Annotated in this window: 12 protein-coding genes and 1 tRNA gene; 12 read left to right on the top strand and 1 reads right to left on the bottom strand. The window is 71.2% G+C overall.

Annotated features, from left to right (window positions below; translation table 11 throughout):
* The first annotated feature begins 125 nt into the window (after positions 1–125).
* The 6 genes from NI26_RS08575 to NI26_RS08545 all read left to right on the top strand — a co-directional run bounded on the left by NI26_RS08575 (position 126) and on the right by NI26_RS08545 (position 4,661).
* Entirely contained in the window at positions 126–809 is a 684-nt protein-coding gene (locus NI26_RS08575) for a response regulator transcription factor (protein WP_235426333.1), read from the top strand.
* A complete protein-coding gene (locus NI26_RS08570; protein WP_081984878.1) occupies positions 806–2,347 on the top strand; it encodes a sensor histidine kinase in 1,542 nt (513 codons plus the stop codon). The genes NI26_RS08575 and NI26_RS08570 overlap by 4 nt, the downstream gene beginning before the upstream one ends.
* Positions 2,344–2,901 carry an MOSC domain-containing protein gene (locus tag NI26_RS08565; protein WP_066654478.1) on the top strand — a complete coding sequence of 186 codons (558 nt, stop codon included), beginning with the start codon at positions 2,344–2,346 and terminating at the stop codon, positions 2,899–2,901. The genes NI26_RS08570 and NI26_RS08565 overlap by 4 nt, the downstream gene beginning before the upstream one ends.
* A 41-nt stretch (positions 2,902–2,942) precedes the next feature.
* Positions 2,943–3,023: transfer RNA gene (locus NI26_RS08560), tRNA-Leu, on the top strand.
* A gap of 263 nt (positions 3,024–3,286) precedes the next feature.
* The gene (locus tag NI26_RS08555) at positions 3,287–3,892 is read left to right on the top strand and encodes an ANTAR domain-containing response regulator (protein ID WP_022903868.1); all 606 of its coding nucleotides are present in this window, start codon (positions 3,287–3,289) and stop codon (positions 3,890–3,892) included.
* A gap of 298 nt (positions 3,893–4,190) precedes the next feature.
* Positions 4,191–4,661: a GNAT family N-acetyltransferase gene (locus tag NI26_RS08545; protein ID WP_066654475.1), complete on the top strand. Its 471-nt coding sequence runs from the start codon at positions 4,191–4,193 to the stop codon at positions 4,659–4,661.
* 4 nt (positions 4,662–4,665) lie between these two features.
* Here the strand turns inward: NI26_RS08545 and NI26_RS08540 are convergent, their stop codons facing one another.
* Positions 4,666–5,091 carry a PaaI family thioesterase gene (locus tag NI26_RS08540; RefSeq protein WP_066658268.1) on the bottom strand — a complete coding sequence of 142 codons (426 nt, stop codon included), beginning with the start codon at positions 5,089–5,091 and terminating at the stop codon, positions 4,666–4,668.
* Between the two features lie 55 nt (positions 5,092–5,146).
* Between NI26_RS08540 and polA the strand changes: the two genes are divergently transcribed.
* From polA to NI26_RS08510, 6 genes are all read left to right on the top strand, one after another.
* Positions 5,147–7,819, top strand: a complete 2,673-nt coding sequence (gene polA / locus NI26_RS08535; RefSeq protein WP_066654473.1) for a DNA polymerase I — start codon at positions 5,147–5,149, stop codon at positions 7,817–7,819.
* Positions 7,820–8,061: 242 nt separating this feature from the next.
* Positions 8,062–9,741 (top strand): DUF885 domain-containing protein, encoded by a 1,680-nt coding sequence (locus tag NI26_RS08530; protein ID WP_066654471.1) that lies wholly within the window; start codon positions 8,062–8,064, stop codon positions 9,739–9,741.
* A gap of 249 nt (positions 9,742–9,990) precedes the next feature.
* On the top strand, positions 9,991–11,466 hold the full coding sequence (gene rpsA, locus NI26_RS08525; RefSeq protein ID WP_066654468.1) for a 30S ribosomal protein S1: 1,476 nt from the start codon (positions 9,991–9,993) through the stop codon (positions 11,464–11,466).
* An 89-nt stretch (positions 11,467–11,555) separates the two neighbouring features.
* Entirely contained in the window at positions 11,556–12,158 is a 603-nt protein-coding gene (coaE, locus tag NI26_RS08520; RefSeq protein ID WP_066654460.1) for a dephospho-CoA kinase, read from the top strand.
* Between the two features lie 96 nt (positions 12,159–12,254).
* A complete protein-coding gene (gene uvrB, locus NI26_RS08515) occupies positions 12,255–14,327 on the top strand; it encodes an excinuclease ABC subunit UvrB (RefSeq protein ID WP_066658265.1) in 2,073 nt (690 codons plus the stop codon).
* Positions 14,317–15,240: an SDR family NAD(P)-dependent oxidoreductase gene (locus NI26_RS08510; RefSeq protein ID WP_066654448.1), complete on the top strand. Its 924-nt coding sequence runs from the start codon at positions 14,317–14,319 to the stop codon at positions 15,238–15,240. The genes uvrB and NI26_RS08510 overlap by 11 nt, the downstream gene beginning before the upstream one ends.
* Positions 15,241–15,279 lie beyond the last annotated feature (39 nt).

Here is a 15,279-nt window from a genome sequence, read left to right as displayed (position 1 = left end):
GCGGACCGGGGCGGTCCGGCGACGAGGACGACGGTCGAGCTCGAACCTGAAGCAGGACTGAAGCACAGGCTTCGTCCAGCGTCCTCCATGCTGCTTGCGGGCAGTGCCCACCTACCGTGTCCGCCGTGAACGCACCCGCACGTGTCCTGGTGGTCGAGGACGACGACTCCCTCCGCACCGCCGTGGCCGCGACCCTGCGCGCCGAGGGGTTCGTCGTGACCGAGGCCACCGACGGCCGGGCGATCGCCGAGGACCTCGACCGCGCCGCTCCCGACCTCGTCCTGCTGGACTGGATGCTGCCCGGACCGAGCGGCATCCTGCTCGCGGCACGGATCCGGACGCGGTCGGACGCCGCCGTCGTGATGATGACCGCCCGCGACGAGCTCGACGACCGGCTGCGCGGCTTCGCCGAGGGGGCCGACGACTACGTGGTGAAGCCGTTCGCGATGGCCGAGCTCGTGGCTCGCGTCACGGCCGTGCTCCGCCGCCGCGGTCGGGTCCCGTCGGTGATCGAGGTCGGCGACCTCGTGCTCGACCCGGAGGGCGCGACCGTGCGACGCGCCGGCGTCCTGCTCGACCTGACGGCCACCGAGTTCCGGCTGCTGCGGTTCCTCGCCGAGAGCCGTGGCCGGACCGTCTCCAAGGGGCAGATCACGACGCAGGTGTGGGGCTACGAGGACATCGCGCCGAACCTGGTCGAGGTCCACCTCAGCGCACTCCGCCGCAAGATGGAGGTGCACGGTCCCCGGCTCGTGCACACGGTCCGCGGGCTCGGGTACCGGCTCTCCGTCGACCGGGGCGCGGCGTGACCGCGGTCGACCGACGGCTGCGCACGTCCTCGCTGCGACTGCGGACCGTGGTCGCGGTGCTCGTGCTGCTCGCGGTGCTGCTGGCCGGGCTCGTCGTCGCGGTCGAGGCGGTGCTCGGCGCGCGACTGCGTGCACAGGTCGAGGACCGACTGCGGGACCGGGCTGCCGCCGCTGCCGCACTCGTGGGGGTGCTCGACGCGGACGACCTCGCCGACCGCTTGTCGGCGCAGGGCCTCTCGGTGCGGATCGTGCAGCCCGACGGCGCCGCGGTCGAGGCAGGGCCGACACCCGACCAGCTGCGCTCCGGACCGCCCGACCCCGGGCAGCTCCCGGGTCCGGCGCCGCGCGACCGGTCGTCCTCCAGCGGCTCGACCGGGGCTGCCGACGCCGGTGCATCGGCGTCCTCCGGTGCGACGGTGGTGTCGTCGCGTGCCAGTGAGGACGACGGCGTGCTCACACTCCGGTCCGTCCTCGACGACGGCACACGCATCACGCTGACCGCCGGCACCCGCGACGTGCAGGAGACCCTGACGCAGCTCGGCTGGGTGATGGGCGGTGCGTCCGCGGTGTTCCTGGGTGTCGCCGTGGTCGGAGTGGTCCTGGTCGTGCGTCGCGCGCTGCGTCCGCTCGACGAGGTCACCGCGACGGCCCGATCGATCGCCGACGGTGACCGTGGTCGGCGGTTGCGCCCTGCCAGGACGGACACCGAGATCGGCCGCGTCGCCGCCGCGTTCGACGAGATGCTCGACGCCGTCGAGGGCGCCGAAGCGCAGGCCGTGGCCGCTGAGGAACGGGTCCGGGGCTTCCTGTCGGACGCCGCACACGAGCTCCGCACGCCCGTCGCCGGCGTCCGCGCGGCGGCGGACACGCTGGTCCGGAGCGGTGGCGACGACCCGGCGACGACCGAGGTGCTCGCGGTGCACGTCGTCCGCCAGGCCGACCGCGCGGCGCGCCTCGTCGACGACATGCTCACGATGGCGCGACTCGACCGGGGGATCGCGCTCGACCGGCGGCCGACCGACCTCGTCCCGTGGCTGCGCGCCGAGGTCGACCGACTCGAGCTCCGGCTGCCGGGGATCACCCTGCACCCCGCACTCCCGACCGAGCCCGTCCCGGTCGAGGTCGACGCCGACCGACTCGCGCAGGTGCTCGGCAACCTCGTCGACAACGCGGCGCGGGCCACGGGCGGGACGGGGACGGTGCGGCTGACCCTCGGCACGGACGCCGACGAGGCGACGCTCGTGGTCGAGGACGACGGGCCCGGCATCCCCGTCGACGACCGGGAGCGCGTGTTCGACCGGCTCGTCCGACTGGGGGAGTCGCGGGACGTCCGGTCGGGTGGTGCCGGACTCGGCCTGCCGATCGCCCGCGGCATCGCGGTCGCCCACGGAGGCACGCTCGTCCACGACGACGACGGGACGCTCGGCGGCGCGCGGTTCGTGCTCCGCCTGCCCCGCGCGACCCGCGCCGTCGACCCCGGGTCGGGCGCGGACCGGGGTGTCGCTCCGGCCCCGGTGTCTGCCACGATGGGGACGTGAGCGCTCATCAGGAGAACGGACGGATCGTCGCGGTGAGCCGCGACGCCGAGCACCGCTTCAGCAAGCCCGTCGTCGAGGAGATCACCCTCGTCGCGGGGTGGGGCGTCGACGGCGACGCGCACGCCGGGACGACCGTGCAGCACCGCTCCCGCGTCGCCAGGGACCCGTCACAGCCGAACCTGCGGCAGGTCCACCTGCTCCACGCCGAGGTGTTCGACGAGGTCGCCGCCTCCGGGCACACCGTCGTGCCGGGGGACATGGGGGAGAACGTCACGACCCGCGGCGTCGACCTGCTCGGACTGCCGACCGGGGCCCTGCTCCACCTCGGTGACGCGGCCTGTGTGCGCGTGACCGGGCTCCGGAACCCGTGCCAGCAGATCAACGACTTCGACCCGGGGCTGCTGCGCGCGGTCCTCGGCCGAGCGGAGGACGGCACCGTGGAGCGCAAGGGCGGCGTGATGGGCGTCGTCGTGACGGGGGGCATCGTCCGCGCGGGCGACGCCGTCCGGGTCGAGCTGCCCGAGGGAGCGCTGCAACCGCTCGCCCCGGTGTGAGGACCGGGGGCGGGGCCGGGCCCTGCTAGCCTGGAGCCCTCGCGAGTGTGGTGGAACGGTAGACACGGGGCACTCAAAATGCTCTGCCTCACGGCGTGCGGGTTCGAGTCCCGCCACTCGTACAAGGTCGCTCACGGCGTGCGGGGCCGGGCGCACCGAGCGTCCCGCCACTCGTACGAGGTCGCTCACGGCGTGCGGGGCTGGGCGCACCGAGCGTCCCGCCACTCGTACAAGGTCGCTCACGGCGTGCGGGGCTGGCGTACAAGGTCGCTCACGGCGTGCGGGGCTGGGCACACCGAGCGTCCCGCCACTCGTACAGAAGTTCGTCGAACCGCGCATCCACAGCTGACGGAAGCCACGCGCTCCGTCTAGTAGGCTCTCGGTCGTGAGTGACACAGAAGCAACCCCCGCAGCACCGCGTCGCGTCGTCGTCGCCGAGGACGAGTCGCTCATCCGTCTCGACATCGTCGAGATCCTCCGCGACAACGGGTTCGACGTGGTCGGGGAAGCCGGCGACGGTGAGACCGCCGTCCAGCTCGCGACCGACCTGCGCCCGGACCTCGTCGTCATGGACGTCAAGATGCCCCAGCTCGACGGCATCTCCGCTGCCGAGAAGCTCTCCAAGAACCACATCGCTCCGGTGGTCCTCCTCACGGCGTTCAGCCAGAAGGACCTCGTCGAGCGCGCGACCGAAGCCGGTGCCCTGGCCTACGTCGTGAAGCCCTTCACCCCGAACGACCTGCTCCCCGCGATCGAGATCGCCCTCTCGCGGCACCAGCAGATCATCACGCTCGAGGCCGAGGTCGCCGACCTCGTCGAGCGGTTCGAGACCCGCAAGCTCGTCGACCGCGCCAAGGGCCTGCTCAACGAGAAGATGGGCCTCACCGAGCCCGAGGCGTTCCGCTGGATCCAGAAGGCATCGATGGACCGTCGTCTGACGATGCACGACGTCGCGAAGGCGATCATCGAGCAGCTCAGCGCCAAGAAGTAACGAGCAACCGCTCGCTCACGCGGAGAGCGCCGCCGGACACCGTCCGGCGGCGCTCTCCGCGTTCCGGACCCCGCGGACGTCGGTGTACGGGTACCGGCCGACATCACGCCGGTCGATCGTCACGTGCAACGTCGGACGATGCGCCTGCACCGGGTACGCGCGCATCGTGCGACACCGCACCTGTCGAACGACGCGTTCCGTGTCGGAGACCGCGTGCAGCGGCAGGGCCGCGGCAGAGCGCCGGACGGGAGGCGCGGGTCGGACCCGCCGCAGCCGCGCCACGTGGCAGGGTGGGGGCATGGACGACGTGGTGATCCGTGCCTCCCGGCCGGAGGACATGCCGACGGTGGCCGATCTGCGTTGGCGGTGGAGCGTCGAGGAGGACGGCGCCGTGCCCACGGTGACGCCCGACGAGTACCGCGAGGCAATGTCGGCCTTCGCCGCCGAGCACGCCGACTCGCACCGGTGCGTGGTCGCGGAGCGCGTCGGGGAGGTGCTGGGGATGGCGTGGCTCGCCGTGCACCCGCGGCCGCCGGCGCCGCACCGGCCGCGCGGACGCGTGACCGCCGAGTTGCAGACCGTGTACGTGCACCCCGACCTGCGCGGCGGGGGCGTCGCCGCACGCCTGGTCACGGCCCTGCTCGACATCGCCGACGAACTCGGCGCGGAGCGCACCGCGGTGCACTCCAGCGTCGCCGGTGAGACGCTCTACCGTCGGCTCGGGTTCGGCGATGCCCGCCTGCTGCTGCAGCGACCGCCCGAGGACTGAACCGCTAGCGCCGCTCGCGGATCATGTTCGTGATCCGCACGGTGGAGCAGCGTCGGCCCTCGTCGTCGGTGAGCACGATCTCGTGCGTGGTGAGCGTGCCGCCGAGGTGGATCGCCGTGCAGGTCCCCGTGACCCGGCCGCTCGTCGCACTGCGGGAGTGCGACGCACTGAGCTCGATGCCGACCGCGTAGCGGCCGGGCCCGGCGTGCACGTTCGCAGCCATCGACCCGAGGCTCTCGGCGAGCACGACGTACGCTCCGCCGTGCAGCAGCCCGACCGGCTGGCGGTTGCCCTCGACCGGGATCGACCCGACGGCACGCTCCGCGCTCAGCTCGGTGATCTCCATGCCCATCTTCGTGGCGAGCTCGCCCGTGCCGCGGTCGGAGAGTCGCTCGTCGACGGCTCCGGAGGCGGTCGGTTCGTGGGTCACGTCGTCGGTCACGCTCGCGGACTCCCGTGTCGGATGGCGTCGGTAGGCTGTCCGGGTGTCGGACTCCGCAAAGCCTACCCTCATGGTCATCGACGGCCACTCGCTCGCCTTCCGGGCCTTCTACGCACTGCCGGTCGACAGCTTCGTGAACCGCGAGGGGCAGCACACGAACGCCATCCACGGCTTCATCTCGATGCTGCTCATGCTCCTGCAGCGCGAGAAGCCGACCCACCTGGCGGTCGCGTTCGACATCTCCCGCTTCTCCTTCCGCACCCGCGAGTACGAGGACTACAAGGGCACCCGCTCGGAGACCCCGCCCGAGTTCAAGGGCCAGATCCCGCTCCTGCAGCAGGCGCTCGAGGCGATGGGCATCACGACGGTGACGAAGGAGGACTACGAGGCCGACGACATCCTCGCCACCTTCGCGCGACAGGGTGCCGAGCAGGGGTACCAGGTGTACGTGGTCTCGGGTGACCGCGACTCGATCCAGCTCGTCAACGACGACGTCACGCTGCTGTACCCGTCGGTCCGCGGCGTCTCCGAGCTCACGCGCTACGACCGCGACAAGGTGTACGAGCGGTACGGCATCGAGCCGCACCAGTACCCGGACATCGCGGCGCTCGTGGGGGAGACCAGCGACAACCTGATCGGCATCGACAAGGTCGGCGAGAAGACCGCGGTCAAGTGGGTGACCGCGTACGGCTCCCTCGACGGTGTCCTCGAGCACGCCGACGAGATCAAGGGCGTCGTCGGGAACAACCTCCGCGAGCAGAAGGACCGGGCGATCCGGAACCGCAGGCTGAACCGGCTCGTGAACGACGTCGAGCTGCCCGTCGGACCGGCCGACGTCGCCCTCCGCCCGCTGGACGAGCAGGCCGTCCGCGACCTCTTCGCCAAGCTGCAGTTCCGCACGCTGCTCGACCGGGTCTTCAAGGTCGCCGGTACCGGTGAGCCGAGCGAGGCGAGCGATGCTCCCGGCTCGGTCGACAGCGGCGCGCCGACCCCGCCGAAGGTCACCACGGTCATCGACGAAGAGCTCGGGTACTGGCTCGAGCGCAAGGGTGCGAACGACGCCGAGAACGGGTTCGGCGTCGCGGTCGAGGTCATCGACGGCCGGCTCAGCGCGATCGGCATCGCGACCCACGACGACGCCGTCCTGGTGCCCGGCGGCAGCGGCGCGAAGGACTACGAGCAGCTCGCCGCGTGGTTCGCCTCCGACGCCCCGAAGCACTTCCACGACGCCAAGGCCGCCATCAAGGCGCTCGGCACGGTCGGCATCACGGTGCGGGGCATCGCCGGGGACGCCCGCATCACCGGGTGGCTCGCGCAGCCGGGCAAGCAGGGGCAGCCCCTCGCCGACCTCGTGTACCAGGAACTCGGCGAGGAGCTGCCGACCGCCGACCCGAACCAGCTCGTCCCCGAGAGCGAACCGGTCAACGTCGGCGTGCACGCCTGGTACGTCCTGCGGGTCGACACCGCGCTGCGCTCCCGCGTCGACGAGTCCTCGCTGCGGGTGCTCGACACGATCGAGCTGCCGCTCGTCCCGGTGCTGGCGGGCATGGAGACCATCGGTGTCGGTATCGACCGCCCGGTCCTGACCGGACTGTCGCACGACCTGGGGGAGCGCGCCGCCGAGCTCGCGCAGCAGGCCTTCGCCGAGATCGGCCACGAGGTGAACCTCGGCTCGCCGAAGCAGCTGCAGGAGGTCCTGTTCACCGAGCTCGCGATGCCGAAGACCCGCAAGACGAAGACCGGCTTCTCGACCGACGCGGCGAGCCTGGCCGACCTGCAGGAGCAGCACCCGCACCCGTTCCTCGGACTGCTGCTGCAGCACCGCGACGCCACGAAGCTCCGGCAGATCGTCGACACGCTCGACGCCGCGGTCGTCGACGGACGCATCCACACCCGCTACGAGCAGACCGGCACGAGCACCGGCCGGGTCTCGTCGACGGACCCCAACCTGCAGAACATCCCGGTCAAGACCGCCGTGGGTCGCCGCATCCGGTCGGCCTTCGCGGTCGCCGAGCCGTACACGACGCTCGTGACCGCCGACTACTCGCAGATCGAGATGCGCATCATGGCGCACCTGTCCGGCGACCCGGGGCTCATCCAGGCGTTCAACGAGGGCGAGGACCTGCACCGCTTCGTCGGTGCCCGGGTGTTCTCGGTCGAGCCGGCGGACGTCACGCCCGAGATGCGCACGAAGGTGAAGGCGATGTCGTACGGCCTGGCCTACGGCCTCAGCCCGTTCGGCCTGTCGAAGCAGCTCCGCATCGAGCAGTCCGAGGCGCGCACGCTCATGAACGAGTACTTCGCCCGCTTCGGTGCGGTGCGCGACTACCTCCGGGGCGTCGTCGAGCAGGCCCGTGAGGACGGCTACACCGAGACGATCTTCGGTCGCCGGCGTCCGTTCCCGGACCTGAAGAGCCCGAACCGCGTCCTCCGCGAGAACGCCGAGCGCGCCGCGCTGAACGCGCCGATCCAGGGGTCGGCCGCCGACATCATGAAGATCGCGATGCTCGGCGTCGACGAGGACCTCCGCGAGGGATCGCTCGAGTCGCACCTGCTGCTCCAGGTGCACGACGAGCTCATCCTCGAGGTCGCTCCCGGCGAGCAGGAGCGCGTCGAGGAGATCCTGCGCACCCGGATGGGCGCGGCTGCCGAGCTGAGCGTCCCGCTCGACGTGTCGGTCGGCGTCGGCCCGAACTGGGAGTCCGCGGCGCACTGACAGCGGTCGGTCGCGACGCGGCCACGTCACGGACGGGAGGCGCGGTGCCGGCTGGCACCGTGCCTCCCGTCCGTTCGTGGTGACGTGCAGCCAGCGTGGTGAGCGTTCCTGCCCATCACACGTGACCTGGGATGCCGAACCGCGCGTCGGAGGCAGGAAGGAACGGCGTCCCACGCGCGGATCGACCTCCCGTGCGCGGATCGGTACCCGGCGCGCGCCGAGGCGCTCGATAGGGTCGGGGCATGAGCGAAGACCGACCCGTCCGCCAGCCGTCCGCCGTCGACCGCGTCGCCGAGGACTGGGTGTCCACCCTCGTCGACCTCGACCCGACCGTCGCCACGTACATCGGGGTCCCCGGGCGCACCGACGGCTACGGCGACACCTCGCCCGTCGGCGCCGACGCCCTCGCCGACGCCGCACGTTCCGCGCGCCGGGCCCTCGACGCCGCCGAGTCGACGGACGACGTCGACCGGGTGACGAAGACCGACCTCGGAGCGGAGCTCGACCTGGTCGTGGAGTCGCACGAGCGGAAGCTGCACCTGCGGGACCTCAACGTGATCGCGAGCCCCGCGCAGGAGTTCCGCGACGTCCTCGACCTGATGCCGACCGCGACCACCGACGACTGGCAGGACGTCGCGGGGCGCCTGCACGCGCTGCCGGACGCCCTGGAGGGCTACCGCGAGACCCTGCTGCAGGGCACGCGCGAGCAGGTCACGCCCGCCGCGCGCCAGGTCGCACTCATCGCTGAGCAGGCCGCGCGCAACGGTGCCGAGGACGGGTTCTTCCGCCAGCTCGTCGACGGCGCCGCGCTCGAGGGCGGGGCGCCGCTGCCCGAGTCGCTCCGCGGCGAGCTGGTACGCGGCGCCGAGGTCGCGGCGGCCGCGTACCGGTCGTTCGGCGGCTTCCTCGAGCACGAGCTGCTGCCCCTGGCGACCCCGGTCGACGCGGTCGGTCGCGAGGACTACGAGCTGCACTCCCGACGCTTCCTGGGTGCCGTCGTCGACCTCGACGAGACGTACGAGTGGGGCATCGAGGAGCTCGCCCGGATGCGCGACGAGCAGGAGCGCATCGCGGACCGCATCGAGTCCGGCGCCTCGGTGGCGCGCGCGATCGAGGTCCTCGACGCCGACCCCGCCCGCATCCTGCACGGCACCGACGCCCTGCAGCGGTGGATGCAGGAGACCAGTGACGCGTCGATCCGCGCGATGGACGGGGAGTACTTCGACATCGCCGACCCGATCAAGCGCCTGGAGTGCCGGATCGCCCCGACGCAGGAGGGTGGGATCTACTACACCGGCCCCTCCGACGACTTCTCGCGTGCGGGCAGGATGTGGTGGTCGGTGCCGCAGGGCGTCACGGAGTTCGGCACGTGGCGTGAGAAGACGACGGTCTACCACGAGGGCGTGCCCGGTCACCACCTGCAGATCAGCCAGGCGGTCTACAACCGCGGGGAGCTCAACACGTGGCGTCGGCAGCTGGCCGGACCGTCCGGGCACGTCGAGGGCTGGGCCCTCTACGCCGAGCGGCTCATGGAGCAGCTCGGGTTCCTCGACGACGACGGGGACCGCCTCGGCATGCTCGACGGCCAGCGGATGCGGGCGGCCCGCGTGGTGCTCGACATCGGTGTGCACCTGCAGAAGACCAACCCCGACGGCGGTGGCTGGACGTGGGAGTACGCGCTCGACTTCATGGGCCGGAACGTCAACATGGCGCCGGAGTTCGTGCAGTTCGAGGTCGCCCGGTACTTCGGGTGGCCGGGGCAGGCGCCGTCCTACAAGGTCGGGCAGCGCGTCTGGGAGTCGATCCGCGACGAGCTGGCCGCACGCGAGGGCGCTGCGTTCGACCTGAAGGCCTTCCACCACCGGGCGCTCGCACTCGGCGGGGTCGGCCTGGACACGCTCCGGAGCGCGCTGCTCGACTGACGGCGTGACGGGTCGACGGACGGGAGGCGCGTGGCGGGGTCGCCGCGTGCCTCCCGTCCGTCCTCCGGTCACCCCGCGACACGCGACACGCCCGGTTGTGGGGCCCGCGGCCCTGCGGCTAGACTCAATCGGCGCAATCCGCGCCAACCAACCACTGCCATGACGGCTCGCACCGACGTTCGGTGCGGACCAGGGGGTCGCTCCCTCGCCGTCACGGCCCGACTCATGTCCGTTCGGAGCAATCTCTACATGACAACCACCACGACCAAGGCTCCCAAGCAGGTCGCCATCAACGACATCGGCTCGGCTGATGACTTCCTGGCCGAGGTCGAGAAGACCCTCAAGTTCTTCAACGACGGCGATCTGATCTCCGGAACCGTCGTGAAGATCGACCGCGACGAGGTCCTCCTCGACGTCGGCTACAAGACCGAGGGTGTCATCCCCTCGCGCGAGCTCTCGATCAAGCACGACGTCGACCCCAACGAGGTCGTCGAGGTCGGCGACGAGGTCGAGGCCCTGGTCCTCCAGAAGGAGGACAAGGAAGGCCGCCTCATCCTGTCGAAGAAGCGTGCGCAGTACGAGCGTGCGTGGGGCGACGTCGAGAAGATCAAGGAGTCCGACGGCGTCGTGACCGGCACGGTCATCGAGGTCGTCAAGGGCGGTCTCATCGTCGACATCGGCCTCCGTGGCTTCCTCCCGGCCTCGCTCATCGAGCTGCGTCGCGTCCGCGACCTGACCCCGTACCTGGGCCAGGAGCTCGAGGCGAAGATCCTGGAGCTCGACAAGAACCGCAACAACGTGGTCCTCTCGCGCCGCGCCCTGCTCGAGCAGACGCAGTCCGAGTCGCGCACCACCTTCCTCAACAACCTCCACAAGGGCCAGGTCCGCAAGGGCATCGTGTCGTCGATCGTCAACTTCGGTGCGTTCGTCGACCTGGGCGGCGTCGACGGTCTCGTCCACGTCTCCGAGCTCTCCTGGAAGCACATCGAGCACGCCAGCGAGGTCGTCGAGGTCGGTCAGGAAGTCACCGTCGAGATCCTCGAGGTGGACCTGGACCGCGAGCGCGTGTCGCTCTCGCTCAAGGCCACGCAGGAGGACCCGTGGCAGGTCTTCGCCCGCACCCACGCGATCGGTCAGATCGCACCGGGCAAGGTCACGAAGCTCGTGCCGTTCGGTGCCTTCGTCCGCGTCGCCGACGGCATCGAGGGTCTCGTCCACATCTCGGAGCTCTCGAACAAGCACGTCGAGCTCGCCGAGCAGGTCGTCTCCGTCGGTGACGAGGTCTTCGTCAAGATCATCGACATCGACCTCGACCGTCGTCGCATCTCGCTCAGCCTCAAGCAGGCGAACGAGGGCGTGGACCCGGAGGGCACCGAGTTCGACCCGGCGCTCTACGGCATGCCGACCGAGTACGACGACCAGGGCAACTACAAGTACCCCGAGGGCTTCGACCCGGAGACCAACGAGTGGCTCGAGGGCTACGACACCCAGCGCACCGAGTGGGAGGGCCAGTACGCGGCCGCCCAGTCGCGCTGGGAGGCCCACAAGGCGCAGGTCGCGAAGACCATCGCGGACGAGGAGAAGGGTGGCTTCGACCTCCCCGCCTCGGCCTCGAGCTCGTCCTCGTCCTCGTCGACCTTCTCGAGCGAGTCGAACGGTCAGGGCACCCTGGCCGACGACGCCTCGCTCGCGGCGCTCCGCGAGAAGCTCAGCTCGAACAACTGATCGAGCGGGCCGCACGTCCCGGAAGCCCGGTACCCCTGAGGGGGTGCCGGGCTTCCGGCGTTCCACGACGTCCTCGGTAACCTGGACCGGTGCGCATCATCGGTCTGACAGGCGGCATCGCCGCGGGCAAGTCCACCGTCTCCCGTCGCTGGGCGGAGCACGGGGCGGTCGTCGTCGACGCCGACCGGCTCGCGCGGCAGGCGGTCGCTCCGGGCAGCCCCGGGCTCGCCCGTGTCGTGGAACGGTTCGGGACGGGCGTGCTCGCCCCCGACGGCGCGCTCGACCGGGCCGCCCTGGGCAGCATCGTCTTCTCCGACGCCTCGGCGCGGAAGGACCTCGAGGGGATCACCCACCCGGAGGTGTGGCGGCTCGCACGGGGAGCGTTCGACGCTGCCGAGGCCGCTGATCCGGAAGCCGTCGTCGTCTACGACGTCCCGCTCCTCGCCGAGGCCCGGGGGAGTCGGCCGATCCGGTTCGACGCGGTCGTCGTCGTGGACGCCCCTGCGGCGCAGCGGGTCGGACGACTCGTCGAGCACCGGGGCATGCCGCGTGACGAGGCCGAGCGACGTGTGGCGGCCCAGGCGTCGGACGCCGAGCGGCTCGCCCTCGCCGACCACGTCGTCGACGCGACCGGATCGCTCGAGGACACCCTGCGGTCCGCCGACGCGGTGTGGGACCGCATCGCGTCCTGAACGGGCCCAGCAGGCCCGGGTACCCGCTCAGCTGTGGGCGATCAGGGCCGTCGGGTGTCAGGGGGCGCGACTACCGTTGTACCCATGGCAGTGTCGATCCAGCCCACCCGGGCGATCCGTCCCTTCGAGGTGATCAGCGAGTACTCGCCGAGCGGTGACCAGCCGGCGGCGATCGCCGAGCTCGCCGGTCGGATCAACGCGGGTGAGACCGACGTCGTGCTGCTCGGCGCGACCGGTACCGGCAAGTCGGCGACCACCGCCTGGCTGATCGAGCAGGTCCAGCGGCCGACGCTCGTGCTCGCGCACAACAAGACCCTGGCCGCGCAGCTGGCGAACGAGTTCCGCGGGCTCCTGCCGAACAACGCGGTCGAGTACTTCGTCTCGTACTACGACTACTACCAGCCCGAGGCGTACGTCCCGCAGACGGACACCTTCATCGAGAAGGACTCGTCGGTCAACGCGGAGGTCGAGCGGCTCCGGCACTCGACGACGAACTCGCTGCTCAGCCGGCGCGACGTCGTGGTGGTGTCGACCGTGTCCTGCATCTACGGCCTCGGCACGCCCGAGCAGTACATGAACGCGTCGATCGCGCTCCACGTCGGCCAGACGATCTCCCGCGACCAGCTCGTGCGCAAGTTCGTCGGCATGCAGTACCAGCGCAACGACGTCGACTTCGCCCGCGGCACCTTCCGCGTCCGCGGCGACACCATCGAGATCATCCCGATGTACGAAGAGCACGCGATCCGCATCGAGATGTTCGGTGACGAGATCGAGGCGCTCACCTCGCTGCACCCGCTGACCGGCAACGTCATCGCGGACCTGCCCGGTGTCTCGATCTTCCCGGCGTCGCACTACGTCGCAGACACCGACGTCATGCACCGGGCGATCGAGCGGATCAAGGACGAGCTGGCCGACCGACTCGCCGAGCTCGAGGGCCAGGGCAAGCTGCTCGAGGCCCAGCGGCTCCGCATGCGCACGACCTTCGACATCGAGATGATGGAGCAGATCGGCTTCTGCTCCGGCATCGAGAACTACTCGCGCCACATGGACGGGCGCGATGCGGGCGAGGCGCCGCACTGCCTCATCGACTACTTCCCGGACGACTTCCTCATCGTGATCGACGAGTCGCACGTGACCGTGCCGCAGATCGGCGCGATGTACGAGGGTGACGCCTCCCGCAAGCGCACGCTCGTGGAGCACGGGTTCCGCCTGCCGAGCGCGCTCGACAACCGACCGTTGACGTGGGAGGAGTTCCTCGAGCGCGTCGGGCAGAAGGTCTACCTGTCGGCGACCCCGGGCAAGTACGAACTCGGCGTCACCGACAGCGTCGTCGAGCAGATCATCCGTCCGACGGGTCTGGTCGACCCCGAGATCGTCGTGAAGCCGAGCGACGGCCAGATCGACGACCTGCTCGAGGAGATCAAGCTGCGCGTCGAGCGTGACGAGCGCGTGCTCGTCACGACCCTGACCAAGCGGATGGCCGAGGAACTCACGGACTTCCTCGGCAACGCCGGCGTTCGCGTGCGGTACCTGCACTCCGACGTCGACACCCTGAAGCGTGTCGAACTGCTGACGGAGCTGCGCCAGGGCGTGTACGACGTGCTCGTCGGCATCAACCTGCTGCGCGAGGGCCTCGACCTGCCCGAGGTGTCCCTCGTGGCGATCCTCGACGCCGACAAGGAAGGGTTCCTGCGGTCGTCGACATCCCTCATCCAGACGATCGGCCGTGCCGCCCGCAACGTGTCGGGCCAGGTGCTCATGTACGCCGACAAGATCACCGACTCCATGCGCCAGGCGATCGACGAGACCGATCGGCGCCGCGAGAAGCAGGTCGCCTACAACCTCGAGCACGGCATCGACCCGCAGCCCCTCCGCAAGAAGATCGCCGACATCACCGAGGTGCTGCAGCGCGAGAGCGACGACACCAAGGCGCTGCTCGAGGGTCGCCCGGGTTCCGACGGCCGCCGGTCGCCCACGCCGAACCTGCGTCGCGAGGGCATCGCGGGAGAGGGCGCGACCCAGCTCGAGGCGACGATCGCCGACCTCAACGACCAGATGCTGCAGGCCGCGGCCGAGCTGAAGTTCGAGCTGGCGGCACGGCTCCGCGACGAGGTGCAGGACCTGAAGAAGGCGCTGCGACAGATGGAGTCCGCCGGGCATGTCCGCTGACACCTCCGGGACCGCGCGGCGGACGGTCGTCGTCACGGGTGCCAGCGCCGGCCTGGGCTACCACGCAGCCGAGCAGCTCGCGGCACAGGGCCACCGGGTGGTGCTCGCCACGCGGAACCCCGAGCGTGCCGCCGCCGCCGAGCGGAGCATCCGGAAGCACGTCGACGACGCCGCACTCGTGCACCTGCACCTCGACCTGGCCGACCTCGACAGCGTGCGTGCCGCGGCCGTGCGGCTCCGGGAGCTCGGCCCCGTGCACGCCCTGCTCAACAACGCCGGCGTGGTCGGATCGGCTCGCCCGCAGCGCACCGCGCAGGGCTTCGAACTGCAGGTCGGCACGAACCACCTCGGACACTTCGCCTGGACGGCGCTGGCGCTGCCGGCCCTCGACCAGGACGCGGGGCGTGTGGTGCACCTCGGCTCCATCGCGCACCGCTTCACGACGCTCGACCGGACGGATCCGCTCGCGGTCGGCCGCTACGAGGGCCACCGCCAGTACGCCAGGAGCAAGCTCGCGGTGATGCTGTTCGGCTTCGAGCTCGCGCAGCGGCTCGGCGACGCCGGCTCGCGGGTGCGCAGCGTCGTCGCGCACCCCGGGCTGGCACTCGACGCCGCCGCCCCGCCCCGACCGGACGTCGCACCGACGCGGTCCGAACCGGCGTGGATGCGAGCGGGCTCGGGCTGGGTGGCGCAGGGCAAGGACGCCGGGGCGTGGCCACTCGTGCACGCCGCCGTCGGTGAGGCCGTGCGCTCGGGGGAGTACTGGGGGCCGGCCGGTCCGCTCCAGTTCGCCGGTCGTCCGGCCCTCGTCCCGGCGCGCCCGCGTGCCCACGACCGCACCGTCGCTGCGCGCCTCTGGACGGCGAGCGAACAGGCGACCGGCGTCGCGTTCGCTCTCGACGCACTCGGCTAGACCGCCACGCCCGGACGGATGTCGGTCCCGCTTCGTAGA

Source organism: Curtobacterium sp. MR_MD2014, from assembly GCF_000772085.1.
Taxonomy (GTDB): Bacteria; Actinomycetota; Actinomycetes; order Actinomycetales; family Microbacteriaceae; genus Curtobacterium.
The sequence above is the reverse complement of the archived record's forward strand: the minus strand, read 5'-3'. Positions and strand labels throughout refer to the sequence as shown.

Bases quoted from the DNA above. Each gene is read 5' to 3' on its own strand.
- NI26_RS08530 (WP_066654471.1), top strand. From the start codon at position 8,062: ATGAGCGAAGACCGACCCGTCCGCCAGCCGTCCGCCGTCGACCGCGTC.
- NI26_RS08545 (WP_066654475.1), top strand. From the start codon at position 4,191: ATGGACGACGTGGTGATCCGTGCCTCCCGGCCGGAGGACATGCCGACG.
- rpsA (WP_066654468.1), top strand. From the start codon at position 9,991: ATGACAACCACCACGACCAAGGCTCCCAAGCAGGTCGCCATCAACGAC.
- NI26_RS08510 (WP_066654448.1), top strand. From the start codon at position 14,317: ATGTCCGCTGACACCTCCGGGACCGCGCGGCGGACGGTCGTCGTCACG.